Genomic DNA, 26,276 nt, shown 5'->3' with positions numbered 1-26,276 from the left:
CAGGGGCGGGGCGTGCAGGGGCGGGGCGCCGCTCAGGCGACCGACTCCTCCGCCATCGCGGCAAGCTGCTCGGCCTGCAGCGCCGCGCCGAGCGCATCGATCAGCTCATCGAGCTCGCCGTCCATGACGCGCTCGATCTTGTAGAGCGTGAGGTTGATCCGGTGGTCGGTCACCCGGCCCTGGGGGAAGTTGTAGGTGCGGATGCGTTCGGAGCGGTCGCCGGAGCCGATCAGCGACTTGCGGTGCGCCGACTCCTTCGCGTGGGCCTCCTGCAGCCGGCGGTCCTTGAGCCGGGCCGCAAGCACCCGCATCGCCTTTTCGCGGTTGCGGTGCTGCGAGCGGTCGTCCTGGCACTCGACGACGATTCCGGTGGGCAGGTGGGTGATGCGCACTGCCGATTCGGTCTTGTTGACGTGCTGTCCGCCGGCACCCGAGGCGCGGAACACGTCGATGCGCAGATCGTCCGGGGCGATCTGGACCTCGCCCTGCTCGTCGGCCTCGGGCATCACCGCCACGGTGCACGCCGAGGTGTGGATGCGGCCCTGGGCCTCGGTTTCCGGCACCCGCTGCACCCGATGCCCGCCGGACTCGAACTTGAGCCGCGCGAACACCCGGTCGCCGGTGATCCGAACGATGACCTCGCGGTAGCCGCCGAGATCGGAGGGGCTCTCGGACATCAGCTCGGTCTGCCAGCGCAGGCGCTCGGCGTAGCGCAGGTACATGCGCAGCAGGCTGCCGGCGAACAGGGCCGATTCGTCGCCGCCGGCTCCCGCGCGGATCTCGAGGATGACGTCCCGATCGTCATCCGGGTCACGGGGCAGCAGCAGGCGCTCGAGCACCGACAGCTCCAGTTCGGCGCGAGCGGCGGCGGCGGCCCCTTCCTCGTCGGCGAACTCGCGCATCTCGGGGTCTGCGCGCATCTCCCCGGCCGCGGCGGCATCCTCGGTGGCGCGCCGCCATGCGTGGTAGTGGTCGATCACCTGGCTGAGGTCGGCACGCTCGCGGTTCAGCTGGCGAAACCCCGCCTGGTCGCGGGTGGCTGCTTCGGAAGAGAGCAGGCGGTTGACCTCCTCGAGCCGGCGTTCGAGCCGCTCGAGCTTGGTCAGCATCGAGTCCTTCATCGGATCGGCGGGCTCGGCGGCGCGTCGGCGGGAGGATGGCCGCCGGGCTCTGGCAGCAGGTGCTCCACGATGCGGCCGAGCGCGTCGCGCTCCAGGTGGGCGTGGTGGACCAGCGTCATCGGACCGTGCAGGAACTTGCCGGTGAGGCCGTGCGCGAGCGCCTCGAGCACCGCTTCCGGGTCGTCGCCGCGGGCCAGCATCCGCCGGGCCCGGTCGAGTTCCGCCTGCCGGATGGCCTCGCCGCGGTCGTTGAGCTGGCGGATCATCGGCACCATCTCCCTGGACGACAGCCACTGCATGAAGCCATCCACCCGGGTTTCGATGATCGCCTCGGCCTGGGCGACCGCCGCGCGGCGGCTCTCGACGGCGCTCTGCGCGAGCCGGCCGAGGTCGTCGACGGTGTACAGGTAGACGTCGTCGAGCCGCGACACTTCCTGCTCGATGTCGCGCGGCACGGCCAGGTCCACCATGAAGATCGGCTTGCGGCGGCGCGCGCGCGAGGCGCGCTCGACCATTCCCAGCCCGATGATCGGCAGCGTGCTCGCGGTGCAGGACACCACGATGTCGAATTTCTCGAGGGAGTCGGGCAGCTCGGCAAGCCGCAGGGTGTCGGCGTTGAAGCGCTGGGCGAGCCGCTCGCCGCGCTCGATCGTCCGGTTGGCGATCGCGATGCGCCTGGGGTGCTGCGCTGCGAAGTGCGTCGCGCAGAGCTCGATCATCTCGCCGGCCCCGACGAACAGCACCGAGGTCTCGCGCAGGTCCTCGAAGATCCGCCGTGCGAGCCGGACCGCGCCGGCGGCCATCGAGACCGAGTGCGCGCCGATCTCGGTGGTGGTGCGCACCTCCTTGGCCACCGCGAACGAGCGCTGGAACAGCTGGTGCAGATTGGCGCCGAGCGCCCCGGCGTCATGCGCCACCCGCATCGCCTCTTTCATCTGCCCCAGGATCTGCGGCTCGCCGATCACCATGGAGTCCAGGCCGGCGGCAACGCGGAAGGCATGGCGGACCGCTTCGTCGCCGGGCAGAGCGTACAGATGGGAGTCGAGCTGGCCGCCGGGCAGCCCCTGGCGGGTCGACAGCCATTCGGTGAGCGCGCCGCGCGCGTCGCCCGGATCCGGCGTTGCGCAGTAGATCTCGGTGCGGTTGCAGGTGGAGAGAATGGCCTGTTCGGGCACCAGGCGGCGCAGCCGGGCGCCGAGGTCGGCGAGCGCGTCGCTGATTCTGTCGCCCGGGAACGACACCTTCTCGCGCAGCGAGAGCGGCGCGGTGGCATGGTTGAGTCCGAGCGTCAGGAGGTACATAACTGCTTGAATAAATGGGAAATTATACCGCCTGGCCCTTGCGTGGCGCAGGACCGCTCCGCCTGCGCGCGCTCGGCGGCGCAGGCGCCGGGCCGATGGCCTCGCCGTTGGCCGCCAGGAACAGCCGGTAGGCGGGGTGCTGCGTCTCGTCCCAGTAGCGGTAGCCGAGGGTGGCCAGGAAGGCCTTGAACTCGCGCTTGTCCTCCGGCGGAACCTGCATTCCGACCAGGATTCGGCCGTAGTCGGCGCCGTGGTTGCGGTAGTGGAACAGCGAGATGTTCCAGTCCGGATCCATGCTCGACAGGAAGCGCATCAGCGCACCGGGCCGCTCCGGGAACTCGAAGCGGTACAGCACCTCGTCGCGGGCCAGCGCCGAGTGCCCGCCGACCATGTGCCGGATGTGCAGCTTGCCGAGCTCGTCGTCGGTGAGGTCGAGGATGCCGAAGCCGGCGCCTTCGAAATCGGCGGCGATCGCGGCGCCCTCGGCCCGGCTGGCCACCTGGATGCCGACGAACACGTGCGCCTGGCGGGCGTCGGCGATGCGGTAGTTGAACTCGGTGACGTTGCGCGGTCCGACCAGCTCGCAGAAGCGGCGGAAGCTGCCGCGCTCCTCCGGGATCGTGACCGCAAAGACCGCCTCGCGCTGCTCGCCGATCTCGGCGCGCTCGGCGACGAAGCGCAGGCGGTCGAAGTTCATGTTGGCCCCCGAGGCCACTGCCACCAGCGTCTGGCCGCGGATGCCCTCGCGCTCCGCATAGGCCTTGGCTCCAGCGATCGCCAGCGCGCCGGCGGGCTCGAGCACCGCGCGAGTGTCCTGGAAGACATCCTTGATCGCCGCGCACAGCGCGTCGGTGTCGACCAGGATCACCTCGTCGAGGTACTCCTTGCACAGCCGGTACGTTTCCTCGCCGACCTTCTTCACCGCGGTGCCGTCCGAGAAGAGCCCCACGTCGTGCAATTCGATCCGGCGCGAGGCGGCCAGCGACCGCGCCATCGCGTCCGAGTCGGTGGTCTGCACGCCGATCACCTTCACCTCGGGGCGCACCTGCTTGACGTAGGCGGCGACCCCCGCCGCCAGCCCGCCGCCGCCGATCGACACGAAGATCGCGTGCAGAGGGCCCTGGTGCTGGCGCAGGATCTCCATGCCGATCGTGCCCTGGCCCGCGATCACGTCCGGATCGTCGAACGGGTGGACGTAGGTCAGCCCCTGCAACTGCTGCAGCTCCGCGGCGTGCGTGGCGGCATCGCTGTAGGAGTCGCCATGCAGAACCACCTCGCCGCCGCGGGCCCGCACCGCGGTGATCTTCAATTGCGGAGTGGTCACCGGCATCACGATCACCGCGCGGCAGCCCAGCCGCCGGGCGGCCAGCGCCACGCCCTGCGCGTGGTTGCCGGCCGACGCGGCGATCACCCCGCGCGCCAGCTGCTCCTGGCTGAGGTGCGCCATCTTGTTGTAGGCGCCGCGCAGTTTGAAGGAGAACACCTGCTGCATGTCCTCGCGCTTGATCAGCAGCGTGTTGCCGATGCGCTGGCTGAGCTCAGGGGCGAGGTCGAGCGGGGTTTCCTCGGCAACGTCGTAGACGCGCGCGTTCAGGATGCGTTTCAGGTAGCTCGTCATCGATTCATGGCGTCCGCAGCCCCTGGGCGGGGAGCGTTCAGGGCGCATCTCCTGGGGCGCGATTCTACGCGTGCATGCGCTGCTAGACTGCCGCCCGATGGAAGAGCTCGCCCACCGGCTGATCGAATGGTTCGCGCTGCCAGCCCACGGACTGGCGTCGGTGTTCGCCATCGCCTTCGTGTCGGCGACCCTGCTGCCGATGGGCTCGGAGCCGGCCGTCTTCGGTTTCGCCAAGCTGAACCCCGACCAGTTCTGGACCGTGGTGCTGGTCGCCACCGCCGGCAACACGCTGGGCGGCATGGTCGACTACTGGCTGGGCTGGGGGGCGCACGTCGCGGTCGGCAAGCACCGGGCGGCGCACATCCGCTGGCTGGAGCGCCTGGGACCCAAGGCGATGTTCTTCTCGTGGCTGCCCGCAGTGGGCGACCCGCTGTGCGCGGTGGCCGGCTGGCTGCGCATGGCCTTCTGGCCCAGCGTGTTCTGGATGGCGGTGGGCAAGTTCCTGCGCTACACCACGATGACCGCGCTGCTGCTGTGGGTGCCCAACGACTGGTGGCGCTGGCTGCTCAGGCCCTTCACGGGCGGCTGACTCCGGGCCGCGCCGAGGCTGCAGGCCGGCGGCGGGCCGGCTAGAATTCGTGGTTCCATGAATGCGCCCATCCCGGTTTCTGCGCTGCGCCCCGAGGCCGCCGCACCTGCTCGCCTGCGCGAGATCCCCTACAACTACACCTCGTTCTCCGATCGCGAGATCGTGATCAGACTGCTGGGCGACGAGGCCTGGCGCATCCTGGACGAATTGCGCGGGGAGCGGCGTACCGGCCGCTCGGCGCGCATGCTGTTCGAGGTGCTGGGCGACCTGTGGGTGGTCCGGCGCAATCCCTACCTGCAGGACGACCTGATCGACAACCCGCGGCGCCGGCGCCTGCTGATCGAGGCGCTGCACCACCGGCTCGGCGAGATCGACCGCCGGCGCGAGCTCGACCTGGAGCAGGCGAGCGGCGAGGCAACCTCGCAGTCCGGGGCCCGCAGCGAGCGGGTGAGCAGACTGGTGGCGCTGGCGCGCGAATCGGTCTCGGCCTTCGAACGCGAGTTCGGCCAGGCCGACGGGCTGCGGCGCCGCGCGCTGCGGCTGCTGGCCAGGCACACCGACCGCGACAACATCAAGTTCGACGCGATGTCGCGTGTCTCGCACGTCACCGATGCCACCGACTGGCGCGTCGAGTATCCCTTCGTCGTGCTCATGCCCGATGGCGAAGCCGAGATCGCCGGCCTGGTGGCAGGCTGCATCGAGCTCGGCCTCACGATCATCCCGCGCGGCGGCGGCACCGGCTACACCGGCGGCGCAGTTCCGCTGACCGCGCTGTCGGCGGTGATCAACACCGAGAAGCTCGAGAAGCTCGGGGCGGTCGAGCGGACCGTGCTGCCGGGGCTCGATCAGCCGGTCGCGACGGTGTTCTCCGAGGCCGGAGTGGTCACCCGCCGCGTCACTGACGCAGCCGAGCGCGCCGGCCTGGTGTTCGCGGTGGATCCAACCTCGATCGACGCCTCCTGCATTGGCGGCAACGTCGCGATGAACGCCGGCGGCAAGAAGGCCGTGCTCTGGGGCACCGCGCTCGACAACCTCGCCTGGTGGCGGATGGTCGACCCCGACGGCAACTGGCTGGAGGTCACCCGGCTGGCCCACAACCTGGGCAAGATCCATGAGGTGGACGTCGCCCGCTTCGAGCTGCGCTGGTTCGCGCCGGACCAGCTCGGCGCCGACGGCGGCATGCGCGGCGAGCCGCTGCGCACGAAACTGCTCGAGATCGAGGGTCGCGCCTTCCGCAAGGTCGGACTGGGCAAGGACGTCACCGACAAGTTCCTCTCCGGGCTGCCGGGCGTGCAGAAGGAGGGCTGCGACGGACTGATCACGTCGGCGCGCTGGGTGCTGCACCGGATGCCGAAGCATGTGCGCACGGTGTGCCTGGAGTTCTTCGGCCAGCCCAAGGACGCGGTGCCCTCGATCGTCGAGATCAAGGACTACCTGGACGGCCTGTCGAAGGCGCTGCCGGCCGCGGACGCGCCGCGCGTGCTGCTTGCCGGCCTCGAGCACCTGGACGAGCGCTACCTGCGCGCGGTGGGCTACACCACCAAGTCGCGCCGCGGCGGCCTGCCCAAGATGGTGCTGATCGGCGACATCGTCGGCGACGAGGACGAGGCCGTCGCGCGCGCCGCCTCCGAGGTCGTCCGGATCGCCAACAGCCGCGCCGGCGAGGGCTTCACTGCGGTCTCGCCCGAGGCGCGCAAGGCCTTCTGGGCCGATCGCTCGCGCACTGCCGCCATCGCCCGCCACACCAACGCCTTCAAGATCAACGAGGACGTGGTGATCCCGCTGCCGCGGATGGGCGAGTACACCGACGGCATCGAACGCATCAACATCGAGCTTTCCACCCGCAACAAGCTGCGCCTGCTCGACGAGCTCGACGCAGTCCTCGCCGGCGACCTGCCCGCGGGCAAGCGCGGCGACGCGGACTCGGACCCGCGCGCCACCGGCGAACTGCTCGCCGCGCACCTCGGCGAGGCGAGGGCGCTGATCTCCCGCACCCGCGAACGCTGGCGCTTCCTGCTCGACGAGATCGACCTCCCGCTGGCCGAGGCGATCGGGCGCTTCGGCGCGGTGGGGCTGTCGCACCTGCTGCCCGATGCGCGCGCACGCATCGATGCCGACGAGCGCGAGCAGGCGCCTGCCGAGCGCCGCGCGCGCCTGTTCCACATGCTGCAGGACCGCAGCATCCGCGTGTCCTGGAAGACCGAGGTGCGCGCGCCGCTGTGCGGCATCCTCCAGGGCCAGCCCTTCGAGGCGCTGCTCAAGGCCTGCGACGACAGTCATCGCCGCGTGCTGCGCAGCCGTGTGTTCGTGGCGCTGCACATGCATGCCGGCGACGGCAACGTGCACACCAACATCCCGGTCAACTCCGACGACTACCCGATGCTCAAGGAGGCCGAGGCCGCGGTGGCGCGCATCATGGCGCTGGCCCGCTCGCTCGACGGCGTGATCTCCGGCGAGCATGGCATCGGCATCACCAAGCTCGAGTTCCTCGGCGAGGACGAGATCGCCGCGTTTCGCGACTACAAGACGCGCATCGACCCCGAAGGCCGCTTCAACAAGGGCAAGCTGCTGCCCGGCGGCGACCTGCGCAACGCCTATACGCCCAGCTTCGGGCTGATGGGCGCGGAATCCCTGATCCTGCAGCAGTCCGACATCGGTTCGATCGCCGATTCGGTCAGCAACTGCCTGCGCTGCGGCAAGTGCAAGCCGGTGTGCTCGACGCATGTGCCGCGCGCCAACCTGCTCTACTCGCCGCGCAACAAGATCCTGGCCACCTCGCTGCTGGTCGAGGCTTTCCTGTACGAGGAGCAGACCCGCCGCGGCGTCTCGATCCGCCACTGGGACGAGTTCTCCGACGTGGCCGACCACTGCACCGTCTGCCACAAGTGCCTGACACCCTGCCCGGTGGACATCGACTTCGGCGACGTGTCGATGAACATGCGCAACCTGCTGCGCAAGATGGGCAAGAAGAAGTTCAATCCCGGCAACGCCGCGGCGATGTTCTTCCTCAACGCCACCGACCCCGACACCATCAATGCCACGCGTGCCGCGATGGTGGGCGTGGGCTACCGGGCGCAGCGTTTCGCCAACGACCTGCTCAAGCGCTTCGCCGGCGCGCAGACCCGCAAGCCGCCGGCCACGGTCGGCAAGGCGCCGCTGGTGTCGCCGCCGCTCAAGTCGCAGGTGATCCACTTCATCAACAAGAAGATGCCGGGCAACCTGCCCAAGAAGACGGCCAGGGCGCTGCTCGACATCGAGGACCACCGCTACGTCCCCATCATCCGCGACCCGAAAGCCACCAGCGCCGACACCGAGGCGGTCTTCTACTTCCCCGGCTGCGGCTCGGAGCGCCTGTTCTCGCAGGTGGGGCTGGCCACGCAGGCGATGCTCTGGCACGTCGGCGTGCAGACCGTGCTGCCGCCGGGCTACCTGTGCTGCGGCTATCCGCAGCGCGGCTCCGGGCAGTTCGACAAGGCGGACAAGATCATCACCGACAACCGGGTGCTGTTCCACCGGCTGGCCACGACGCTGAACTACCTCGACATCCGCACCGTGGTGGTCAGCTGCGGCACCTGCTACGACCAGCTGGCGGGCTACGAGTTCGAGAAGATCTTCCCCGGCTGCCGCATCGTCGACATTCACGAGTTCCTGATGGAGAAGGGCGTGAAGCTCGAGGGCGTCACCGGCGCACGCTACATGTACCACGACCCCTGCCACAGCCCGATCAAGCAGTACCAGCCGCTCACCGTGGTCAACGCGCTGATGAACGAATCGCTCAACGGCCGCATCGAGAAGAACGACCGCTGCTGCGGCGAGTCGGGGACGCTGGCCGTCAGCCGGCCCGACATCTCCACCCAGGTGCGCTTCCGCAAGGAGGAGGAGATGCGCCGCGGCGCCGACGCGCTGCGCGCCATCCCGGTGGTCGGCGCCGACGGCAGCGAAGCGGCCTTCGACGGCCCGGTCAAGGTGCTCACCTCCTGCCCGTCCTGCCTGCAGGGCATGTGGCGTTACTCGGAGGACGCCAAGGTCGACGCCGACTACGTCGTGATCGAGATCGCGCGCCACGTGCTTGGGCAGCATTGGCTGCCGGAGTTCGTCGGCCGCGCGAACGACGGCGGTATCGAGCGGGTGCTGCTGTGATTTCCGCGTTCCGCTTCTCGGAACGCGCCCGTCCTGCGCCGGCCCCGGCCGGCCTATACTCGTGACCACCATGTACAAACCATTCGATCTCAGCGGCCGCACGGCGGTCATCACGGGCGGCAACGGCGGCATTGGCATGGGCATGGCGAAAGCCCTGCTCCAGTCCGGCGCGCAGGTCGCGATTTGGGGCAATCGTGCCGAGAAGACCGAGAAGGCGCGCGAGGAACTGTCCGCGCTGGGCAAGGTCCACGCCTTCGTCTGCGACGTCGGCGACGAGGCGGCGGTCGATCGCACCTTCGCTCAGTCGGTCGAGGCGCTCGGCGGCCGCGTTGACGCCTGCTTCGCCAACGCCGGCGTGTCCTCCAAGGGCCCCACGCCCATCCACCAGATGGCGGCCGAAGAGTTCCGCCGCGTCATGCGCATCAACGTCGAAGGCGTGTTCTACACCTTCCGCGCGGCGGCCAGGCACATGATCGACGGCGGCCATGGCGGGTCGCTGGTCGCCACCGCCAGCACCGCGGCGATCGAGGGCGCGGCGCGCAACAGCCACTACGGCGCCTCCAAGGGCGCGGTCACCTCCTACTGCCGCGCGCTCGCCGTCGAGCTCGCGCGTCACCAGATCCGCGTCAATTCCATCCTGCCGGGCTGGATCGTCACCGAGATGACCGAGCGTTCGGTCGGCGACGACCGCTTCGCCTCCGCGGTGATGCCGCGCATCCCCGCGCGCCGCTGGGGCACGATGGACGACTTCGGCGGTGTCGCCGTCTACCTGGCGAGCGATGCCGCCGCGTACACCACGGGCGAGCAGTTCGTGATCGACGGTGGCTATACGAAGTTCTGATCGCTTGGTTTCCGCCGCAGGCGCGACCCCGGCCCCGAGCCGCGGTCGCGCTTTTTCCTTGAGCGGCCCGACAGGCACGGGCCGTCCGCGAGGAGCCTCGGGATGAATTCTCCGTCCGCTCCGCTCGTCCGCGCCTGCCCGCTCTGCGAAGGCCCCGGCGGCGAGATCCTCTGGCAGGGCGATCGCCTGCGCGTGATCCTGGCCGACGAGCCGGCCAACCCCGGCTTCACCCGCGTGATCTGGACCGCTCACGTCGCCGAGATGACCGATCTCCCCGGCAGCGCGCGTGCTGCGCTGATGGCCGCCGTCTGGACCGTGGAGGCGGCAATGCGCGAGGTCATGCGGCCCGACAAGGTCAATCTCGCGAGTCTTGGCAACGCCGTGCCGCATCTGCACTGGCACGTGATTCCGCGCTGGCGCGACGATGCGCAGTTTCCGCAGCCGGTGTGGGCCGCACCGGTGCCAGGGCGCGAAGCGGGCACCGAGAGACTGCGGCTGCTGGTCGAGCGGGCCATTCCCGCCTACCGCCGCCTGCTGGCGCAGCACCTGGGCGGCTGCTGAGCGCCATCCGTCGGCCCGGTGCCGCCGACGCGTCCCCTGGGCGGTCCCCGCCGCAGCCCTTCGCAGCATCATCGGCGAATCGCGGCCGGATGCCGCCGGACGGACTGCCGATGACTGCCGAAGCCTTGCTCGAACCTTCGCGCGTGCGCGACGCCGCCAGTTGCCGGGCCTGGCTCGAGCGTCTGGCCGCCGCCAGGGCCGGGCGCCTTGAGTCGGTCGACCGCCTGTGGCGGACTCTGCAGGGGGCCGGCCACCCTACCGAGCAGCAGCTCGAGATCGCCGAGCAGGCGCGGCCGGCGCACCTCGGCGAGGTCGAGGCCGTGCTCGAGCGCATCGACCCGGCGGCCTACCCGACGCCCGACCGGGAGCGTGCGCAGCTCGCCGCAGTGCTGGCCAGCCTTGCGCTCGCGCGCGACGTCTATCGCGGCATTCACGTCCGCCTCCAGGAGGAGGCCATGTCAGGCGGCCAGGCGCGGGCGGGTGACGACGCCGCAGCCCGTCCGGCTGCGCCTGCGGGCCGCTCGGCCAGCGCGGTGCCGGCTGCTGCGCTGCGCTCGGTGATTCCGCTGGTCCGTGCACTGGACTACCAGGTCCGCCTGCTGGCGGCGATGCAGCGGCTGCGGCTGGCGATCGACACGGACGAGTGGGAGACGCTCTGCATGCTCGCAGAAGCCCTGCGCGCGAGCACTTTTCTCGACACCCAGATGCCGGACCCGGCGCCGCTGCTCGGCAGGCCCGCGACCTCGCGGGCCCTGTTCGTGTATCCGCTGCTGCTCCGGCTGGCGGCGCCCTGGAGCCTGGGGACGGCGGAGTTCAGGCTCGCTGCGCGGCTGGCGCGGCGCTGGGCCGGCCTGGTGGGGTTCAGGCTCGACGAGGCCGCAGGCGCGGAGGCCGACCTGCGGCACGGGCCGGCGCTGATGCTCAGCGAGCGCCGCACCGTCCGGCTGGTGACCCGCAGGCTGAGGCGCAGGCTCGACGAGCGCCGCCGCGATCTCGCTGCGATCGACCCCAAGGCCGCCGAGCGCCTGCCGGCGGGGCTCTCGCCCGACGCCGCCCGCCAGCTGCTGGCCGACCTGGAGCGGCGCTGGTGCGATCCGCACATCGTCCAGCAGGTCCCGGACGTCCCCCTGGGGCGGATGGGTCTGCGCTTCGCGCTGCCGCAGGCCGACAACGCCGGCGCGGGCCCACAGGATCGCCGGCCTGCGGCGCTGCACGCGGCGGCGACGCGCGCCTACATCTACGGCCGCTTCGAGCACAACACGATCATCCGGCAGGCGCTCGACCCGAGGCGGCCCGCCGACGCCCTTTCCTCCTGGGCGCAGGGCGCGCAGGAGGCCGAGTGGGTGTCGATCGAGCGCGCGCAGTCGGTGTTCGAGACGGAAGCGGTGACGCCGGGGCTGGAGCTCGGCGGGCTCGCGATGGTGGTTGCGCCCAGGGCGGAGACTGCCGGCGGCAACGCCCGTACCGCACGGGCCGAAGCCGCCAGGGGGCGGATGTTCGGCCGCGTCGTGTCGCTCGGCCAGCGTCTTCCGCAAGACCTGCGCCAGCCCACCCGCAAGCGGATCGGACTGAACGTCTGGTCCGGGTCGCCGGTGGTGGTGGGTGTGCGGATCGGGGAGTTTGCGCCCTGGCAGGACGCGTTCATGCTCTGCCCGGACCCGGCCACGGGCGAGCCGGCCAGTCTCGTGATGCCGGCCGGCGCCTTCTTGTCGGCCGCGTCGGCCACCCTGCGCGAAGCGATGCGCGAGCGCCGGATCCGGCTCGAGGAGCTGCTCGACCGAACCCGCCAGTTCGACCGGGTCAGGTTCGTCCCGGAAAAGAGCTGATCCGCGCGGTCGCGCAGGCTGCAGATCTTTCCGGCCGCAGGGCCGCCGAGCCGGGCGGGCGACGGATTCCGCTAAGATGGTCGACCGCACTCCGTGCGCCTCGACGACAGCGTTCGCGCAGATGGCAGGCCTCGACAGCAAGACCCCGCATCCCACCAGCATCGTCGTGCACCGGCAGTCCCGCGTGCTCGAGATCGAGTTCGACCAGGGCAGCGCCTTTCGGCTGCCCTTCGAATTGCTGCGCGTCTATTCCCCATCGGCCGAGGTGCGCGGTCACGGCCCGGGGCAGGAAGTGCTGCAGATCGGCAAGCGCGGTGTCGACATCGTCGCGCTCGAGCCCGTCGGGAACTACGCGGTGCAGCCGCGCTTCTCGGACGGCCATGCCACCGGCCTGTATTCCTGGGACTACCTGTACTGGCTCGGCGTCAACCAGGAGACCCTCTGGAACGACTACCTGAAGCGGCTGGAAGCCGCGGGAGCAAGCCGCGAATGAGCGATCCGGACAGCACGCATTTCGGTTTCCAGGAAGTGCCGGAGGACCAGAAGGCCTCCCGCGTCGGGGCCGTCTTCGACTCGGTGGCCAGTCGCTACGACGTGATGAACGACCTCATGTCGGCGGGCCTGCACCGCGTCTGGAAGGCCTTCTCGATCGCCCAGGCCGCGGTTCGCCCCGGCATGAAGGTGCTCGACGTGGCCGGCGGCACTGCCGACCTGTCCCGGGAGTTCGCCCGCCGGGCCGGCCCCGGCGGCGAGGTGTGGCTCACCGACATCAATGCGTCGATGCTGCGCATCGGCCGCGACCGCATGCTGGACGACGGCCTCGTCCAGCCCGCGCTCCAGTGCGACGCCGAGCACCTGCCTTTCCCGGACGCTTATTTCGACCGGGTGATGGTGGCCTTCGGCCTGCGCAACATGACCCACAAGGACCAGGCGCTCGCCGAGATGACGCGGGTGCTCAAGCCCGGCGGCAAGCTGCTGGTGCTCGAGTTCTCGCGGGTCTGGAAACCGCTGGAGCCGCTCTACGACCTGTATTCCTTCGGCGTGCTGCCCTGGCTGGGCAAGCGCATCGCCGGCGACCCGGAGAGCTACCGCTACCTGGCCGAATCGATCCGCATGCATCCCGACCAGGAAACCCTCGCGCAGATGATGCGCGATGCCGGACTGTCGCGCGTGCGCTTCTTCAACATGGCCGGCGGCGTGGTCGCGCTGCACGAGGGCGTCAGGCTGTAGGCGCAGGCGCGACCAAGTCACTGGGACGGGGCGTCCGCAGCTGTCATGCTCGCCCAGAGCGAGGGCGAGGCACTGGGCCCGTAACGAACGAATTGCATTGAATGACATCGCACGGAGGAGTGCACCCATGAAGATTCTCGGAAAGTTCCTGGCGGTCGGCCTCGTGTCGGTCGCCTTTTTCGCGGCAGAAGCCGAGGCGAAGAGGCTCGGCGGCGGCAAGAGCTTCGGCCGCCAGTCGAACACCGCCACGCAGCGTGACGCCACGCCGGCGCAGCAGAACGTGACGCCCTCGCAGTCCGCCCAGACCCAGGCCGCGGCCCGGCAGAATCCGGCGGCGGCCTCGGCCGCGCAGCCGGCGCGCAACCGCTGGCTCGGTCCGGTGGCCGGCCTTGCGGCAGGTCTCGGGCTGGCCGCGCTCGCCAGCCACCTGGGCCTCGGCGAGGAACTCGCATCGATGATGCTGATCCTGCTGATGGTCGTCGCCGCAGTGGTGGTGGTCCGGATGGTGATGGCGCGTCGTGCCCAGCCTCGCCCGGCCTTCCAGACGGCGGGCTATCCGGCCGACGGCGTGGGCTCGGAGGCCAGCGTGCGGTTCTCGCCGCTCCCCCGTGACCAGGGCGGCTCGGCGCGCCCCGGCACCCCGGTGGTGGGTCCTGCCGCGGCAGCTGCGCCGGACTTCGGCGCGCAGGCCCGCATCCCCGACGGTTTCGACGTCGAAGGCTTCGTGCGCAACGCCAAGGTGCAGTTCGTGCGCCTGCAGGCGGCGTTCGACGCCGGCGACGTCAACGATCTGCGCGAGTTCACCAGCCCGGAGATGTTCGCCGAGCTCAAGATGCAGATCGGAGAGCGCCAGGGCGAGCCCAACCGGACCGACGTGGTGCGGCTCGACGCCGAACTGCTGGGCATCGAGTCAAGCCAGGTCGATCATGTCGCCAGCGTCCGCTTCTGGGGGCTGGTGCGTGAGAACGAGGCCGCGCCGGCCGAGCCCATCGACGAGGTCTGGAACCTCGTCAAGCCGGTCAGCGGGCAGGGCGGCTGGGTCCTCGCGGGGATCCAGCAGTTGGGCTGAGGATCGGGTCCAGCACTTCCAGCCTGGCCCGCACCAGGCCCTTGCGGATCATGCCGAGCAGCCTCGCCGCGGCGGGGCTGACATCGGCGATCCGCGCACCATGGAACGGCCCGCGGTCGTTCACCGTCAGCACCACGCTGCGTCCGGTGTTCAGCGTGGTCACTCGCACCAGCGTCCCGAAAGGCAGGTGCGGGTGCGCCATGGTCATGGCCTCCGGGTCGAACAGCTCGCCGCTGGCCGTGGCCCGTCCGGCGAAATGCTGCGCGTAGAAGCTGATCCTGCCCTGCTCGTGCGCGAGCATCTGCGCCGCCACCGGGGCGAGCGAATCGGCCTCCTGGGCGATGGCCGCCGGCCCGCCGGGCAGCAGCGTCCAGGCCGCGATCAGCAGGGCCGCCATCGCCGGTGCTCCGGGGCGCGCTCGTCCGGCGCAGCTTGCGGCGCGCAGCTCAGCGGGTTCGCGGGGTTCGCGGCTGCTCGCGCAGCGCAGTGCTGATGGGGCCGGGCTAGGCATCGGGTCTCCGGTCTCGCAGTGCGTCTGATTGTAGTCGGTTCACCGTTGCCGCCTGTGCCTTGGCGGGCGGTAACGGCCGCCGGCCGATGTACCGTATCATCGCGACGATGAACGTCGGCCCCGAAGATCCCCCGATCGATTCCCCCGCCTCGCCGGCGGTCGCCATGTTCGGCGAGTTCGCATGGCAGGTCCGCGATCGCGCGCTGCGGGTCGTCCATGCGGCGCTGGAGCACCTGCTGCGGCAGCAGTCCTGGGCGCGCGACCGCCTCCGGATGCACGCCGGGCGCTCGGTGCGCGTGGCCTTCGATGGCGTCGTCCCGGGCGGCGGCACTGCGCCGGAGTTCCTCGCCACCATCGACTCCGAGGGCCTGCTGCGCGCGTCTGCCCCCGGCACGCCTGCCGATGCCACGCTGCTCCTGAAACCTTCCGCCGACGCGCTGGCCACGCTGCTGCGAGACGGCCCGCAGGGCCTGTCCGCCCACCTGCGGATCGAGGGCGACGTGATGCTCGCCGCAACGCTGGGCGAACTCGCCCAGCACCTGCGCTGGGACGCGGAAGAGGACCTCAGCCGGGTGGTCGGCGACGCCGCGGCCCATCGCCTGGTGAGGCTTGCGGGTCAGGGCTTCGGCTTCCTTCGCGATCTCGGCCGGCGGTTCGAGTCGGCGGCGGGGCAGTTCCTGGGCGCTCCGCAGGGGCCGCTGGCGGCCGGCAATCAGCTCGATGCGCTGCGTCGTGATGCCGCCGGCCTCGACCGGCAGTTGCAGGGGCTCGAAGCCCGCGTCGCCCGGCTCGCACGCGGCCGCATTCCCGGCAGGCAGTTCGAACGCACCGGCCAGCCAGAACGCACCGGCCAGCCAGAACCGGCCTTCCCTGGCGCTGTCCGGGGCCCCGCTTCGACCGGCGGGCCCGCTTCGACCGGCGGGCCCGCAGGGGCCTCATCCTCGCCCGGGCTGCCGGACAACCCCTACCTGCCGCCGCCTTCGCCGCGGCGCTGAGCGCGCGCGGACAGGGAGCGCCCGCGGGCGCTCAGCCCCGGCCGCTCCAGCGCAGCGTCTGACGCCGCACCACTTCCGGCAGCAGGAGTTCCTTGGCGTACTGCTGACGGATCCAGGTCGCGTCGTTGCCGCGGCCCGCAGCGTCCTCGCCGAGCTGGCGGCAGGCGGCCTCGCAGCCCAGCGCGGCGGCGTGCGGCCGGATGCGCTCGATCGTCGAGAGGATGTCCTCCCTGAGGCTGCGGTGCGCACCCGTCTTCGGATCGACGTAGGTGCCCTCGAAGCCGAAGCGGCAGGCCTGGAAGCGGTTGAAGGTATAGACCAGGTAGTCGTCTTCCACCGGCTCGACGGGACGTTCCTCGAGCAGCCAGCGAGAGACCGCCTGGATGTAGCCTGCGATCGCGGCGGCCTTCTCGATGCTGAGCGGCGTGTCCATCACGCGCACCTCGATCGTGCCGAACTCGGGCTTGGGCCGGATGTCCCAGTAGAAATCCTTCATGCTCTTGACCACGCCGGTGCGGGTCATCTTGCCGAAGAACTCGCCGAAACCCTGCCAGGTCAGCACGAAAGGCGCGCGGCCGGACAGGGGGAAGGCGAAGACCGAGTTCAGGCGCGCCGACTGGAAGCCGGTGTCCACGCCCTGGACGAAGGGTGACGAGGCTGACAGTGCGATGAAATGCGGGATGTAGCCCGACAGCGAATGCAGCAGCCAGAGCGCCTGGTCCGGGTTGGAACAGCCGACGTGCACATGCTGGCCGAACACGGTGAACTGCTTGGTCAGGTAGCCGTAGAGCTCGGACAGCTGGTGAAAGCGCGGCGTGTCGAAGATCTTGCGCTCGCTCCACTGCTGGAAGGGGTGCGTGCCGCCGCCGCTGAGCCCGACGTTGAGCTTTCTCGCCGCCGCGACCAGTTCGTCCCGGATTCCCGACAGCTGGGCCAGCGCGTCCGCGTGGTTCTCGCAGATCCCGGTGGCCATCTCGATCATGCTCGAGGTGACTTCCGGCTTCACGTCGGCGGTCAGCCGCGAGCGCTTCATCACCCGCAGCAGGTCGGCCGACCCGGAAGTGAGGTCGTAGTCGTGGGTGTTGACGATCTGCAGCTCGAGCTCGACGCCCAGCGTCAGCGCGCGTGACTCGGCGAAGGGCTCAAGCGCCTCCGGAGCCTGCCCGGCGATTTCCTCAGACATGGGTTTCTCCGCTTCGGCGCAGCGCCCAGTGGACAACGAGCGGGCCGAGGAGCTCGAGCAGGGCGATGGTGCTGAACATGATCGGCCCTGCGTGCGCGGTCAGCTCGGGCGAGGCGGTCAGCAGGTCAGCGGTCAGCAGGAAGGCCAGGCCAGAGGCCGGCATCAGCGCGACGCCCAGCGCCACCGACTGCCGCGTGCCCAGGCCGCTCGGCCAGGACAGCACCGCGCCGGCAACGCCCTTGGCCAGCGCGCGCGCCGCCACCAGCGCCAGCGCGATCACGCCGCCCGCCAGGAACTGCCCCATCGACACCGCCATCCCGGTGCACAGGAACAGCGCGGCGACCAGCACCCCGCCTGCGGTGCCGAAGTGCCGCGGCAGCAGCAGCGGGCGCTCCGAATAGATCTTGAGGACCATTCCCGCGATCAGCGGCGTGAGCAGCCCGGACAGCCGGCCCATGTCCACCAGCGCCAGCGCCAGCAGCAGCATCCCGAGCAGGACCAGCACCGCGTTGTCCTCGCGGGCGTCGAAGTGCCGGGCGGTCCAGCGGATCGCGAAGGCCAGCGCCACGCCGAGCAGGCTCGAGCCGACGATCACGTACACCGGGTAGCCCAGCGCGGTCAGCACCGGCCCGCCGCCCTCGTGGTTCAGCCAGCCGAGCATCGCCTTGGTGCCGAGCACAGCGTAGATCGAGTTCAGCGCGCTCAGCATCATCAGGCGTTCGGTCACCTGCCCGCCGGCGCGGAACTCCGAGACGACGCGCATCACCACGGCCGGCGAGGTGGACATCAGCACCACTGCGATGGCGGTTGCGCTGGTCGGGTCGGTGCCGGTCAGCCGCAGCACCGCGAACACCGCGGCGAAGCTCGCAGCGGCCTCGCCCAGGCTGGTGACCAGGATCCAGGGATTGGCCTTCAGCCAGCGCAGGTCGACCCGGGAGCCGAGCTCGAACAGCAGCACCGCGATCGCCAGGTCGATGACCAGGCGCAGGTCGCCGGGAAGCGCCAGCGGGTCGAAGCCCAGGCCCCAGGAGCTGAACAGCAGGCCGACGAGGAAGTAGCCGGTGACCCGCGGCAGGCGCATCACGCGGAACAGCAGTTCGCCGGCCATGCCGGCGGCGATCGCGGCCAGCGCGATCCACAGGACGGTGTCGGGCTGGGACGGCAGGTCTGGCAGGAAGCGGTTCAGGCTGCTTGCAGTCATCGGTCGCCATGTTCGGGCGGGCCCCGAAAGGGGCGCCGGGCGGCCTGCATGCGTGGGGCGCCGGAGCGCCCCTGCGACCTGGGCGGTCGGGTGCGCAGGCTGGAGGATGCCGGCGGCAGGGCCGCCTGGCGAGAGTGCCGGCGAATATAGCACGCGGATCCGGGAGGGCGCCGAGCCCCGGGGCCGCGCTCCGGGTGGCTGCGCGGCCGGGTCGGCCTGCGACCGGATCAGCCCGCGTCCGGAAAGCGTCCGGTTCAGCCTGCGGCCAGATCAGCCCCGCCCGACGAAGGGCATCTTGGTGGCCATGATGGTCATGAACTGCACGTTCGCCTCCAGCGGCAGCGAGGCCATGTGCATCACGGCGTCCGCGACGTGCTGGACGTCCATCCGCGGCTCCACCGCCATCGTTCCATCGGCCTGGGGGATGCCCTGGGCCATGCGTTCGGTCATCTCGGTGGCGGCGTTGCCGATGTCGATCTGGCCGCAGGCGATGTCGTACTTCCTGCCGTCGAGCGAGGTGGCGCGCGTGAGGCCGGTGATCGCATGCTTGGTGGCGGTGTAGGGCGCGGAGTCGGGCCGCGGCGCGTGCGCGGAGATCGAACCGTTGTTGATGATGCGTCCGCCGCGCGGCGACTGCGCCTTCATCACCCGGAAGGCGGCCTGGGTGCAGAGGAAGGCGCCGGTCAGGTTCACGTCCACCACCCGGCGCCACTGGTCGGGCGTGAGGTCTTCGAGCGGGATCGCGGGTGCGCCGGTGCCGGCGTTGTTGAAGAGCAGGTCCAGCCGGCCCCAGGCGGCGCGGGTGCGCTCGAAGAGCGCGTCGACCGCTGCCGGGTCGGCGACGTCGGTGGGCACGGCGAGCGCGTGATGCAGGGGCGCGCCGGAGCTCCGGATCGCGGCCTCGAGCAGTTCAGCGCGCCGACCGGCGAGCGCGACCCACCAGCCCGACCTGAGCATGGTGACCGCCACGGCGCGGCCGATGCCGGTGCCCGCGCCGGTGACGATTGCAACCTTCCCGCCCGAATTCGTCATCGCTCCGCTCCAGGCTCAGCTTGTGAGCCTCTCGTTGCATAGGATCGCATCGATACAACCCGACGCGAAGGAGTCCAGCATGGCACCAAGGCACCCGATTGCACCGGTCGTTCCCGCGGGTCGCCCCCGGCCGCGTTCCAGGCCCATGGTGCCCAGCCGCCGCCGGCTCGACCCGGATCGGATCGTCGGCTTCGCCTGTGCGGCGCTGCTGCCCCTGGCGCTCTGGCTGGCGCGCACCTGAACGCCGTCAGAGAGTGAAGTCCCCGCTGGCTTCGGGCTGGAACAGGATTTCCAGGATCCGCAAGGGCGGCGGCGCGGAGCCGGGTGAGCCCGGCTCGGCGATCTCGCCGACGCGCTTGCCCAGCAGCGCGGCGCCGATCGGCGAGAGCACCGACACGAAGCCTTCGGCCGGGTCGGTGTCTTCCGGGTAGCACAGCGTCAGCACGCTGCGCTTCCCGGTGGCGGTGTCCTCGACGGAAACCCTCGAGTACATCGTCACCACCTCCGGCGGCATCTCGCGGGGGGAGACGAGGTCGGCGCCCTCGAGCACTTCGTGCAGCGGGCTGCCGGTCGGCACAGCGGGGTTGCGCAGCATGCGGGGGTCGCGCTGCAGCAGGCGGGAGATGCGGACGTGGTCGAGCTCGCTCAGGGTCCGGTCTTCGTTGAAAGTCGGTTGCATGGTGTACTCCGAATGAATGCGGATCGGGCGCCCGCGGACGCGGGCTGCCAGGGGCGCCTTGTAGGGCCCGGCGATCGGATCAGTGCGCTGGAACTGTGTGGGTGTGGTCGGTGATCGCCGGGCTCAGACGAGGCAGGCCGGCTGCCGCGGTCGGACGCACAGCAGCTGGCGTCGCGACTTGCGCGCGAAGCCATCGGCCCGGGCGCTGTTGCGCGCGCAGGCCGTGCTTGGGTCGAACGGGCTGAATGTCACCATCAGGGCAGGATAGCCCATCGGCGGGGGAAAGCAAGTGCCCGCCCCCGGGTCAGCCGGCGAGCAGTCCGCGTCGCTCGATGAAGCCGATCACGTCGGCGAGTCCGGCCTGGGTCTTGAGGTTGGTCATCACGAAGGGCCGGTCCGGGCGCATCCGGCGGGTGTCGGCCTCCATCACGCCGAGGTCGGCGCCCACGTATGGGGCCAGGTCGGTCTTGTTGATCACGAACAGATCGCTGCGCGTGATCCCGGGGCCGCCCTTGCGCGGAATCTTCTCGCCGGCGGCCACGTCGATCACGTAGATGGTGAGGTCCGAGAGCTCCGGACTGAAGGTGGCGGCCAGGTTGTCGCCGCCCGACTCGATGAACACGATGTCGGCGTCCGGGAAGCGCTCGAGCATGCGGTCGATGGCCTCGAGGTTGATCGAGGCGTCCTCGCGGATCGCGGTGTGCGGGCAGCCGCCGGTCTCGACCCCCATGATGCGCTCGGGTTCCAGCGCTCCGGCAACGGTCAGCAGGCGCTGGTCCTCCTTCGTGTAGATGTCGTTGGTGACCACCACGAGGTCGTAGCGTTCGCGCATCGCCTTGCAGAGCATCTCGAGCAGGGTGGTCTTGCCAGAGCCCACGGGACCACCGACGCCGACGCGCAGCGGTGGGAGCCGGCGGCTGCGGCCTGGAATTGAATGCAGTGCGCTCATGATCGGAACAGCCTCGAGTACTGGGTTTCGTGGCGGGCCGACAGCACCGCCAGCATCGGAGATGAGGACTGGCGCTCGTCCTCGGGCAGCGCCAGCGCGATTTCCACGGCCTGCGGGATCGCCGCGGCGAGCCGCTCGAGCACCCGCTGTCCGCCGTTCTGGCCGAGCGGCACAGCCTTGATCGCCGCCTGCGCCATGTTCTCGGCCCAGCCGAAGGCGAACGCCAGCAGCGCTTCCCGCGGGCCTGCGCCGGCCTGCGCCGCGGCCAGCGCGAAGGCCACCGGCCAGGCCGGCGCCGGGCGCAGCGCCGCGAGCGCATCCAGGCGGGGATCGGCGCCGCGGTTGCGCAGCCATTCGACCAGCGAACGCCCGGTCTGCTCGGCCTGGCGGCGCAGTTCCGCGGTTTCTCGGGTGGCGAGCGCCCAGTCGTTCAGCGCGGAAACCCGCGCGAGGTCGCTGCGGGCCCAGGCTTGCAGCGCGTCGGCGAGCACCGGCAGGTCGGCACGGGCCAGGCCCAGCCGAAGCTGGTCGAGCAGCCAGTCGCCGGCCTGGACTTCGCCTGCGACACTGCCGCCGTCCACCGCGGCTTCCAGCCCTTCGGAATAGCTGAAACCGCCGACCGGCAGTGCCGGCGACGCGAGCCACATCAGCTGCAGCAGCGTGGAGGCGGGGAGGGGCGCGCAGCTCATCTGGCGGGGGCGCCCGCACGGCTGGCGTCGTCTCCGTGGCCGCGTGGCGCGGCGGCGTCATCGCCATGCCCATGCGCGTGCAGCGCGGCGGGGCCATGTCCGTGCGCGTGCCCGTGCGGCACGTCGTCGCCCTGAACATGCCCGTGCCCGTGCCCCGAATAGGCGCCGCCCTCCGGTTCGAACGCGCCGACCGTCTCCTCGACCTCGAGGCCCATTGTGCGCAGCATCGCGGCCAGCACGTGGTCCGGGTCCAGCTTCAGGCACTCGGGAGCGAGCTCGAGGCGGACATGGCGGTTTCCCAGGTGGTAGGCGGCGCGGACCAGGTCGAACCGAGACCCGGAGGCGCGGGCGCGCACCACCATCACCGGCTCGTCGGCGGCCACCACCCGGGCCAGCGAGCCGTCCTCGGCGACCAGCACGTCACCGCCGCGCAGCACGCTGCCCCGCGGCAGGAAGACGCCCAGCCTGCGGCCGGCGGAGTCGACCGCGTCGAAGCGGCTGCGCTGGCGGACGTCCCAGGGCAGCATCAGCGCGGGGGCGCGGCGGACCAGTGCCGGTGCGAGCCCGCCGCCGCCGGCGAGCACGCGGCAGACGGTGAGCAACGGTGCGGGGACGCTGGCGGCGCGCATCAGAAGAGGAAGTAGCGCTGGGCCATCGGCAGCACGCTGGCCGGCTCGCAGGTCAGCAGTTCGCCGTCCGCGCGCACCTCGTAGGTCTGCGCGTCCACCTGCATGCGCGGCGTGTAGGCGTTGTGGATCATGTCGGCCTTGCGCACGCTGCGGCAGGCGCGCACCGCCGAGACCGCCTTGCGCAGCCCGAAGGCCTGCGCGATCCCGCCGTCCACCGCGGCGCGGCTCATGAAGGTGATCGAGGTGGCGGAGCGCGCGCCGGCGAAGCTGCCGAACATCGGCCGCTGGTGCACCGGCTGGGGTGTCGGGATGGAGGCGTTCGGGTCGCCCATCGCGGCCATCGCGATGAAGCCGCCCTTGAGCACCAGCGAGGGCTTGACGCCGAAGAAGGCCGGCCGCCAGAGCACCAGGTCGGCCCATTTGCCGGGCTCCACGCTGCCAACTTCGTGGGCGATGCCGTGCGCCAGCGCCGGGTTGATCGCCAGCTTGGCGACGTAGCGGCGCACCCGCTGGTTGTCGGCGGCGCCGTCTCCGGGCAGCGGCCCCCGCTGGGCCTTCATCTTGTGCGCCGTCTGCCAGCAGCGCAGGATCACTTCGCCCACCCGTCCCATCGCCTGGCTGTCGGAACTGAAGATGCTGATCGCGCCGAGGTCGTGGAGCACGTCCTCCGCGGCGATCGTCTCCCGGCGGATGCGGCTCTCCGCGAAGGCCAGATCCTCGGCGATCCCCGCGTCCAGGTGATGGCAGACCATCAGCATGTCCAGGTGCTCGTCGATCGTGTTGATCGTGTACGGCCGCGTCGGGTTGGTGGAGCTGGGCAGCACGTTGGGCTCGCCCAGCACCCGGAGGATGTCCGGCGCATGACCGCCGCCCGCGCCCTCGGTGTGGAAGGTGTGGATGGTGCGGCCCTTGAAGGCGGCGATCGTGTCTTCGACGAAGCCGCTCTCGTTCAGCGTGTCTGTGTGGATCGCGACCTGGATGTCGTGCTCCTCGGCCACGCCGAGGCAGCAGTCGATCGCCGAGGGGGTGGTCCCCCAGTCCTCGTGCAGCTTCAGGCCGATGGCGCCGGCCTCCACCTGCTGGCGCAGCGCCTCCGGGCGGCTCGCATTGCCCTTGCCGAAGAAGCCCAGGTTCATCGGGAAGGCCTCGGCGGCCTGCAGCATCCGCTCCAGGTTGGCCGGGCCCGGCGTGCAGGTGGTGGCCATCGTTCCCGTTGCCGGACCCGTGCCGCCGCCGAGCATGGTCGTGATGCCGCTGGCCAGCGCTTCGTCGATCTGCTGCGGGCAGATCCAGTGGATGTGGCTGTCGATGCCTCCCGCGGTCACGATCATCCCCTCGCCGGCGATGATCTCGGTGCCGGGGCCGATCACGATGTCGACGCCGGGCTGGATGTCGGGGTTGCCGGCCTTGCCGATCGCGGCGATCCGCGTGCCCCGGATGCCGATGTCGGCCTTGACGATGCCCCAGTGGTCGACGATGACGGCATTGGTGATGACGCAGTCCACCGCATCGCCGGCTCCTGGGCCGTTCGGACGCTGGCCCTGGCCCATGCCGTCGCGGATGGTCTTGCCGCCGCCAAACTTCACTTCCTCGCCGTAGCCGCCGGCGCGCAGCGTGAAGTCGCGCTCGATCTCGATGACGAGGCCGGTATCGGCAAGCCGCAGCCGGTCGCCGGTCGTGGGGCCGAACATCTCGGCGTAGGCCTGCCGGGAGATCGAGGTCATGGTCGGTCCTGTGAGGATGCGGGCGTCATCCGGGCGTGCTGCGGCGTCACAGCGGCCCCTGCACCTGGCCGCGGAACCCGTGCACCAGGCGCCCGCCCGCGTAGTCGACCAGGGTCACGGTGCGCTGCTGGCCGGGCTCGAAGCGCACCGCAGTGCCCGAGGCGATGTCCAGCCGCATGCCGCGGGCCGCGGCGCGGTCGAAGCGCAGCGCGCCGTTGGTTTCTGCGAAGTGGTAGTGCGACCCGACCTGGATCGGCCGGTCGCCGGAATTCTCCACGGTCAGCGTGAGGCGGCGCCGGCCCGGATTGAGCTCCAGGTCGCCGGCGGCGGGAATGAGTTCGCCCGGAATCATGACAAGTCGGCTCAGGCGCGCGCGGCCATCGACGCGAGCAGCGCGACGCCGGTCAGCGCGGTGGCTGCGCCCGCGACGCGGGCCCACCAGGCGTTGGCGCCGCGGCTGGCGAATCCCAGGCCAAGGCCGGCTGCGAGCAGCATGACGCTGGCCGCGAGCATTCCCGCCAGCGGACCGAAGCTGGCGGCGTGCAGCTCGGCGGCGTGCGCCGCGCCATGGAACGCGGCGAACGCGCCAGCGGGCATTGCCAGCGCGACCGCCGACAAGCGGGCGCGCGCCGTCACCAGGGCGCCCAGCACCAGCAGCGAGGCTGCGATCGCCGGCTCCACTGCCGGGAAGTGCACACCGGTTCGGGCCAGCAGCGCACCGGCCAGCATCGCTGCAGCGAACACGGCAGGCGCGAGCCAGGCGCGGCGGGCGTGCGCCGCGGCGGCGAAGCCCACAGCCAGCAGCGCGAGCAGGTGGTCGATGCCCGTGAACGGATGCGCCAGTCCGTCGAGGAATCCGTGGTGGACGCCGGCGTCCGCGCCGGTGTGCGCGGCGGCGCCGGTCGACAGGGCGGCCAGCAGCAGGGCGAGGCCGGCCCGCAGGGGGACCGTGTCTGCGCGGCTGGCGCGCAGGGGCAAGGGGAGCGCGTTCGTCACTTGTTTCTCCTGGGGCGAGTGGATCGGGCAGGGGGCTCATGCACCTGCGTGGTGCGTCATGCAATCGGCTGGTGCACGGTGACCAGCTTGGTGCCGTCGGGGAAGGTGGCCTCGACCTGGATGTCCGGGATCATTTCCGCCACCCCGTCCATCACCTCGCTGCGCGACAGGATCGACTTTCCGGCGCTCATCAGCTCGGCCACCGTCCTGCCGTCGCGCGCGCCTTCCATGATCGCGGCGCTGACGTAGGCCACCGCCTCGGGGTAGTTGAGCTTGAGCCCCCTGGCCTTGCGCCGCTCGGCGAGCAGCGCGGCAGTGAAGATCAGCAGCTTGTCCTTCTCGCGCGGGCTCAGGTCCATCGGTTTCGTTCATGAGGTGTGTGCAATCGATGCCGCGATGCTGCGCGCAGCGGCTGGCTGCGCGACGGTGCAACGGCGCTACGGGTGAGAGCAATGCAACAAGCGGGCCAGGACGATCGCGGGGCGCTGCGGCGGGCGCCCTCGGGGCCAAGGCCCTCGCGACTGCGGCCCTCGCCGGGCCGCTCAGGTGCGCCAGATCCTCGGCGCCGCTGGCGGCAGCTTCCAGAGCCGCTCCCGCCAGACGCGGCGCACCGCCTGCACGGCCTCCCAGAGCGGCTCCACCCGGGGTGCCAGCGCGCGCAGCAGCACCAGTCCCGGCGCCGGCGAGGTGGCGCCGGACCGCGCCGCCAGTGGGCCCGCGGCCAGCGCCTGCCGGGCGTCGTCCAGCAGCGCCTCGCGCAGCGCGTCCGGCCAGGCCTCGCCGCAGGCGCACCACACCGTCGCCATCGCCCGCTGGCCGTCCCAGCCCAGCGGACCGTCCAGCAGGCGCCCGAACCAGGGGTCCGCCGCATCCACGATGGCGCGGTCCAGCCAGCTGCCGGGCAGCTCGATCCGCTGCTCGTAGCGTCCCAGGTCGAAGGCCTGGCCGGAGGCCGGCAGACCCAGCGCCAGCATGTCCCAGCCGATCATCTGCGCGCCGCCGGCCAGCGAGAAGCGCATCCGGTTGGCGGCGTGCGTGCCGCGATAGGCGATCGTCTCGAGGGGCAGCCACTCGAGCCGTGCGCCGGGTTCGAGCCGGGCGTCGACCGACTGCAGCGCCTGCTCGCCGAGGCTGCGATAGAAGCGGGTCGCGCCGGGCGTGGTGATCAGCGCATGGGTGCCCTGGCCGAGCGTGGCGACCAGCTCGAGGCGGTCGCCCCCGGCAAGCCCGCCGGGCGGGTGGACCAGCACATGGTGGCAGGTGCCCGGCCCCTCCGGGTGCAGGCTCTTGAGCACGCGCAGCGGGCCGTGATGACGGTCGCGGCCCACGGTGCGCTGCCCGTCCAGCCGGTAGTCGAGTTGCAGTCTTCCCTGCCATGCCATCGCGTCGTTC

25 protein-coding genes and 1 pseudogene are annotated in these 26,276 nt (G+C 71.0%); 10 read left to right on the top strand and 16 right to left on the bottom strand.

Annotation, left to right across the window (positions count from 1 at the left end; translation table 11 throughout):
- Positions 1-32: 32 nt before the first annotated feature.
- The 3 genes and pseudogenes from prfA to ilvA form a co-directional block, all read right to left on the bottom strand.
- Entirely contained in the window at positions 33-1,121 is a 1,089-nt protein-coding gene (prfA, locus tag HNQ70_RS15265) for a peptide chain release factor 1 (RefSeq protein WP_183969266.1), read from the bottom strand.
- Positions 1,118-2,422, bottom strand: a complete 1,305-nt coding sequence (gene hemA, locus HNQ70_RS15260) for a glutamyl-tRNA reductase (protein WP_183969264.1) — start codon at positions 2,420-2,422, stop codon at positions 1,118-1,120. Before hemA ends, prfA begins: the two co-directional genes overlap by 4 nt.
- A 115-nt stretch (positions 2,423-2,537) precedes the next feature.
- Positions 2,538-4,040 (bottom strand): annotated as a pseudogene (gene ilvA / locus HNQ70_RS15255) (threonine ammonia-lyase, biosynthetic); the annotation flags it as partial.
- Positions 4,041-4,137: 97 nt separating this feature from the next.
- On the opposite strand from ilvA, the gene HNQ70_RS15250 reads away from it, so the two are divergent.
- The 8 genes from HNQ70_RS15250 to HNQ70_RS15215 all read left to right on the top strand — a co-directional run bounded on the left by HNQ70_RS15250 (position 4,138) and on the right by HNQ70_RS15215 (position 14,296).
- A complete protein-coding gene (locus HNQ70_RS15250; protein ID WP_183969260.1) occupies positions 4,138-4,629 on the top strand; it encodes a YqaA family protein in 492 nt (163 codons plus the stop codon).
- Between the two features lie 57 nt (positions 4,630-4,686).
- The gene (locus HNQ70_RS15245; RefSeq protein ID WP_183969258.1) at positions 4,687-8,769 is read left to right on the top strand and encodes a DUF3683 domain-containing protein; all 4,083 of its coding nucleotides are present in this window, start codon (positions 4,687-4,689) and stop codon (positions 8,767-8,769) included.
- Positions 8,770-8,839: 70 nt separating this feature from the next.
- Positions 8,840-9,610, top strand: coding sequence for an SDR family NAD(P)-dependent oxidoreductase (locus HNQ70_RS15240; RefSeq protein WP_183969256.1), 771 nt, complete (start codon positions 8,840-8,842; stop codon positions 9,608-9,610).
- Positions 9,611-9,712: 102 nt separating this feature from the next.
- Positions 9,713-10,171 (top strand): HIT family protein, encoded by a 459-nt coding sequence (locus HNQ70_RS15235; RefSeq protein WP_183969254.1) that lies wholly within the window; start codon positions 9,713-9,715, stop codon positions 10,169-10,171.
- A 110-nt stretch (positions 10,172-10,281) separates the two neighbouring features.
- Positions 10,282-11,997, top strand: coding sequence for a hypothetical protein (locus HNQ70_RS15230; RefSeq protein ID WP_183969252.1), 1,716 nt, complete (start codon positions 10,282-10,284; stop codon positions 11,995-11,997).
- A gap of 121 nt (positions 11,998-12,118) precedes the next feature.
- Complete coding sequence (locus HNQ70_RS15225) at positions 12,119-12,490, top strand: gamma-butyrobetaine hydroxylase family protein (protein WP_183969906.1); 372 nt, start codon at positions 12,119-12,121, stop codon at positions 12,488-12,490.
- Positions 12,487-13,227 (top strand): bifunctional demethylmenaquinone methyltransferase/2-methoxy-6-polyprenyl-1,4-benzoquinol methylase UbiE, encoded by a 741-nt coding sequence (gene ubiE / locus HNQ70_RS15220; RefSeq protein ID WP_183969250.1) that lies wholly within the window; start codon positions 12,487-12,489, stop codon positions 13,225-13,227. Before HNQ70_RS15225 ends, ubiE begins: the two co-directional genes overlap by 4 nt.
- Positions 13,228-13,354: 127 nt before the next feature.
- Positions 13,355-14,296, top strand: a complete 942-nt coding sequence (locus tag HNQ70_RS15215) for a Tim44 domain-containing protein (RefSeq protein ID WP_183969248.1) — start codon at positions 13,355-13,357, stop codon at positions 14,294-14,296.
- On the opposite strand, the gene HNQ70_RS15210 is transcribed toward HNQ70_RS15215, so the two are convergent.
- A complete protein-coding gene (locus HNQ70_RS15210; RefSeq protein WP_183969246.1) occupies positions 14,247-14,693 on the bottom strand; it encodes a septal ring lytic transglycosylase RlpA family protein in 447 nt (148 codons plus the stop codon). The two genes, HNQ70_RS15215 and HNQ70_RS15210, sit on opposite strands and share 50 nt — an antisense overlap.
- 200 nt (positions 14,694-14,893) lie before the next feature.
- Here HNQ70_RS15210 and HNQ70_RS15205 point away from each other — a divergent pair, with 200 nt between their 5' ends.
- Complete coding sequence (locus HNQ70_RS15205; protein WP_183969244.1) at positions 14,894-15,802, top strand: ubiquinone biosynthesis accessory factor UbiJ; 909 nt, start codon at positions 14,894-14,896, stop codon at positions 15,800-15,802.
- A gap of 31 nt (positions 15,803-15,833) precedes the next feature.
- On the opposite strand, the gene HNQ70_RS15200 is transcribed toward HNQ70_RS15205, so the two are convergent.
- The 3 genes from HNQ70_RS15200 to HNQ70_RS15190 all read right to left on the bottom strand — a co-directional run bounded on the left by HNQ70_RS15200 (position 15,834) and on the right by HNQ70_RS15190 (position 19,218).
- Positions 15,834-16,985 (bottom strand): YbdK family carboxylate-amine ligase, encoded by a 1,152-nt coding sequence (locus tag HNQ70_RS15200; protein ID WP_183969242.1) that lies wholly within the window; start codon positions 16,983-16,985, stop codon positions 15,834-15,836.
- Positions 16,978-18,186 (bottom strand): cation:proton antiporter, encoded by a 1,209-nt coding sequence (locus HNQ70_RS15195; protein ID WP_183969240.1) that lies wholly within the window; start codon positions 18,184-18,186, stop codon positions 16,978-16,980. The genes HNQ70_RS15200 and HNQ70_RS15195 overlap by 8 nt, the downstream gene beginning before the upstream one ends.
- Positions 18,187-18,456: 270 nt before the next feature.
- Positions 18,457-19,218 (bottom strand): SDR family oxidoreductase, encoded by a 762-nt coding sequence (locus HNQ70_RS15190; RefSeq protein WP_183969238.1) that lies wholly within the window; start codon positions 19,216-19,218, stop codon positions 18,457-18,459.
- A gap of 79 nt (positions 19,219-19,297) precedes the next feature.
- On the opposite strand from HNQ70_RS15190, the gene HNQ70_RS15185 reads away from it, so the two are divergent.
- Positions 19,298-19,459 (top strand): hypothetical protein, encoded by a 162-nt coding sequence (locus HNQ70_RS15185; protein ID WP_183969236.1) that lies wholly within the window; start codon positions 19,298-19,300, stop codon positions 19,457-19,459.
- 6 nt (positions 19,460-19,465) lie between these two features.
- On the opposite strand, the gene HNQ70_RS15180 is transcribed toward HNQ70_RS15185, so the two are convergent.
- From HNQ70_RS15180 to HNQ70_RS15140, 9 genes are all read right to left on the bottom strand, one after another.
- Positions 19,466-19,897: a GreA/GreB family elongation factor gene (locus HNQ70_RS15180; protein WP_183969234.1), complete on the bottom strand. Its 432-nt coding sequence runs from the start codon at positions 19,895-19,897 to the stop codon at positions 19,466-19,468.
- A gap of 304 nt (positions 19,898-20,201) precedes the next feature.
- Positions 20,202-20,846: an urease accessory protein UreG gene (gene ureG / locus HNQ70_RS15175; RefSeq protein ID WP_183969232.1), complete on the bottom strand. Its 645-nt coding sequence runs from the start codon at positions 20,844-20,846 to the stop codon at positions 20,202-20,204.
- Positions 20,843-21,535: an urease accessory protein UreF gene (locus HNQ70_RS15170; protein WP_183969230.1), complete on the bottom strand. Its 693-nt coding sequence runs from the start codon at positions 21,533-21,535 to the stop codon at positions 20,843-20,845. Before HNQ70_RS15170 ends, ureG begins: the two co-directional genes overlap by 4 nt.
- The gene (gene ureE, locus HNQ70_RS15165) at positions 21,532-22,164 is read right to left on the bottom strand and encodes an urease accessory protein UreE (protein ID WP_183969227.1); all 633 of its coding nucleotides are present in this window, start codon (positions 22,162-22,164) and stop codon (positions 21,532-21,534) included. Before ureE ends, HNQ70_RS15170 begins: the two co-directional genes overlap by 4 nt.
- The gene (gene ureC, locus HNQ70_RS15160) at positions 22,164-23,888 is read right to left on the bottom strand and encodes an urease subunit alpha (RefSeq protein ID WP_183969224.1); all 1,725 of its coding nucleotides are present in this window, start codon (positions 23,886-23,888) and stop codon (positions 22,164-22,166) included. Before ureC ends, ureE begins: the two co-directional genes overlap by 1 nt.
- A gap of 46 nt (positions 23,889-23,934) precedes the next feature.
- The gene (locus tag HNQ70_RS15155) at positions 23,935-24,240 is read right to left on the bottom strand and encodes an urease subunit beta (RefSeq protein WP_183969222.1); all 306 of its coding nucleotides are present in this window, start codon (positions 24,238-24,240) and stop codon (positions 23,935-23,937) included.
- 11 nt (positions 24,241-24,251) lie between these two features.
- Positions 24,252-24,884: a HupE/UreJ family protein gene (locus HNQ70_RS15150; protein WP_343060798.1), complete on the bottom strand. Its 633-nt coding sequence runs from the start codon at positions 24,882-24,884 to the stop codon at positions 24,252-24,254.
- A gap of 56 nt (positions 24,885-24,940) precedes the next feature.
- Positions 24,941-25,243 carry an urease subunit gamma gene (gene ureA / locus HNQ70_RS15145; RefSeq protein ID WP_183969215.1) on the bottom strand — a complete coding sequence of 101 codons (303 nt, stop codon included), beginning with the start codon at positions 25,241-25,243 and terminating at the stop codon, positions 24,941-24,943.
- A 183-nt stretch (positions 25,244-25,426) separates the two neighbouring features.
- Complete coding sequence (locus HNQ70_RS15140; protein ID WP_183969213.1) at positions 25,427-26,266, bottom strand: urease accessory protein UreD; 840 nt, start codon at positions 26,264-26,266, stop codon at positions 25,427-25,429.
- Positions 26,267-26,276: the final 10 nt, after the last annotated feature.

Source organism: Quisquiliibacterium transsilvanicum, assembly GCF_014202215.1.
GTDB classification, from domain to species: domain Bacteria; phylum Pseudomonadota; class Gammaproteobacteria; order Burkholderiales; family Burkholderiaceae_E; genus Quisquiliibacterium; species Quisquiliibacterium transsilvanicum.
Note: the sequence above shows the minus strand (reverse complement) of the source record. Positions and strands in the feature narration are given on the sequence as shown.

What these genes read in the sequence shown, in the direction of transcription:
- prfA (WP_183969266.1), bottom strand. Translation starts at nt 1,121, where the DNA reads ATGAAGGACTCGATGCTGACCAAGCTCGAGCGGCTCGAACGCCGGCTC.
- hemA (WP_183969264.1), bottom strand. Translation starts at nt 2,422, where the DNA reads ATGTACCTCCTGACGCTCGGACTCAACCATGCCACCGCGCCGCTCTCG.
- HNQ70_RS15250 (WP_183969260.1), top strand. Translation starts at nt 4,138, where the DNA reads ATGGAAGAGCTCGCCCACCGGCTGATCGAATGGTTCGCGCTGCCAGCC.
- HNQ70_RS15245 (WP_183969258.1), top strand. Translation starts at nt 4,687, where the DNA reads ATGAATGCGCCCATCCCGGTTTCTGCGCTGCGCCCCGAGGCCGCCGCA.
- HNQ70_RS15240 (WP_183969256.1), top strand. Translation starts at nt 8,840, where the DNA reads ATGTACAAACCATTCGATCTCAGCGGCCGCACGGCGGTCATCACGGGC.
- HNQ70_RS15235 (WP_183969254.1), top strand. Translation starts at nt 9,713, where the DNA reads ATGAATTCTCCGTCCGCTCCGCTCGTCCGCGCCTGCCCGCTCTGCGAA.
- HNQ70_RS15230 (WP_183969252.1), top strand. Translation starts at nt 10,282, where the DNA reads ATGACTGCCGAAGCCTTGCTCGAACCTTCGCGCGTGCGCGACGCCGCC.
- HNQ70_RS15225 (WP_183969906.1), top strand. Translation starts at nt 12,119, where the DNA reads ATGGCAGGCCTCGACAGCAAGACCCCGCATCCCACCAGCATCGTCGTG.
- ubiE (WP_183969250.1), top strand. Translation starts at nt 12,487, where the DNA reads ATGAGCGATCCGGACAGCACGCATTTCGGTTTCCAGGAAGTGCCGGAG.
- HNQ70_RS15215 (WP_183969248.1), top strand. Translation starts at nt 13,355, where the DNA reads ATGAAGATTCTCGGAAAGTTCCTGGCGGTCGGCCTCGTGTCGGTCGCC.
- HNQ70_RS15210 (WP_183969246.1), bottom strand. Translation starts at nt 14,693, where the DNA reads ATGGCGGCCCTGCTGATCGCGGCCTGGACGCTGCTGCCCGGCGGGCCG.
- HNQ70_RS15205 (WP_183969244.1), top strand. Translation starts at nt 14,894, where the DNA reads ATGTACCGTATCATCGCGACGATGAACGTCGGCCCCGAAGATCCCCCG.
- HNQ70_RS15200 (WP_183969242.1), bottom strand. Translation starts at nt 16,985, where the DNA reads ATGTCTGAGGAAATCGCCGGGCAGGCTCCGGAGGCGCTTGAGCCCTTC.
- HNQ70_RS15195 (WP_183969240.1), bottom strand. Translation starts at nt 18,186, where the DNA reads ATGACTGCAAGCAGCCTGAACCGCTTCCTGCCAGACCTGCCGTCCCAG.
- HNQ70_RS15190 (WP_183969238.1), bottom strand. Translation starts at nt 19,218, where the DNA reads ATGACGAATTCGGGCGGGAAGGTTGCAATCGTCACCGGCGCGGGCACC.
- HNQ70_RS15185 (WP_183969236.1), top strand. Translation starts at nt 19,298, where the DNA reads ATGGCACCAAGGCACCCGATTGCACCGGTCGTTCCCGCGGGTCGCCCC.
- HNQ70_RS15180 (WP_183969234.1), bottom strand. Translation starts at nt 19,897, where the DNA reads ATGCAACCGACTTTCAACGAAGACCGGACCCTGAGCGAGCTCGACCAC.
- ureG (WP_183969232.1), bottom strand. Translation starts at nt 20,846, where the DNA reads ATGAGCGCACTGCATTCAATTCCAGGCCGCAGCCGCCGGCTCCCACCG.
- HNQ70_RS15170 (WP_183969230.1), bottom strand. Translation starts at nt 21,535, where the DNA reads ATGAGCTGCGCGCCCCTCCCCGCCTCCACGCTGCTGCAGCTGATGTGG.
- ureE (WP_183969227.1), bottom strand. Translation starts at nt 22,164, where the DNA reads ATGCGCGCCGCCAGCGTCCCCGCACCGTTGCTCACCGTCTGCCGCGTG.
- ureC (WP_183969224.1), bottom strand. Translation starts at nt 23,888, where the DNA reads ATGACCTCGATCTCCCGGCAGGCCTACGCCGAGATGTTCGGCCCCACG.
- HNQ70_RS15155 (WP_183969222.1), bottom strand. Translation starts at nt 24,240, where the DNA reads ATGATTCCGGGCGAACTCATTCCCGCCGCCGGCGACCTGGAGCTCAAT.
- ureA (WP_183969215.1), bottom strand. Translation starts at nt 25,243, where the DNA reads ATGGACCTGAGCCCGCGCGAGAAGGACAAGCTGCTGATCTTCACTGCC.
- HNQ70_RS15140 (WP_183969213.1), bottom strand. Translation starts at nt 26,266, where the DNA reads ATGGCATGGCAGGGAAGACTGCAACTCGACTACCGGCTGGACGGGCAG.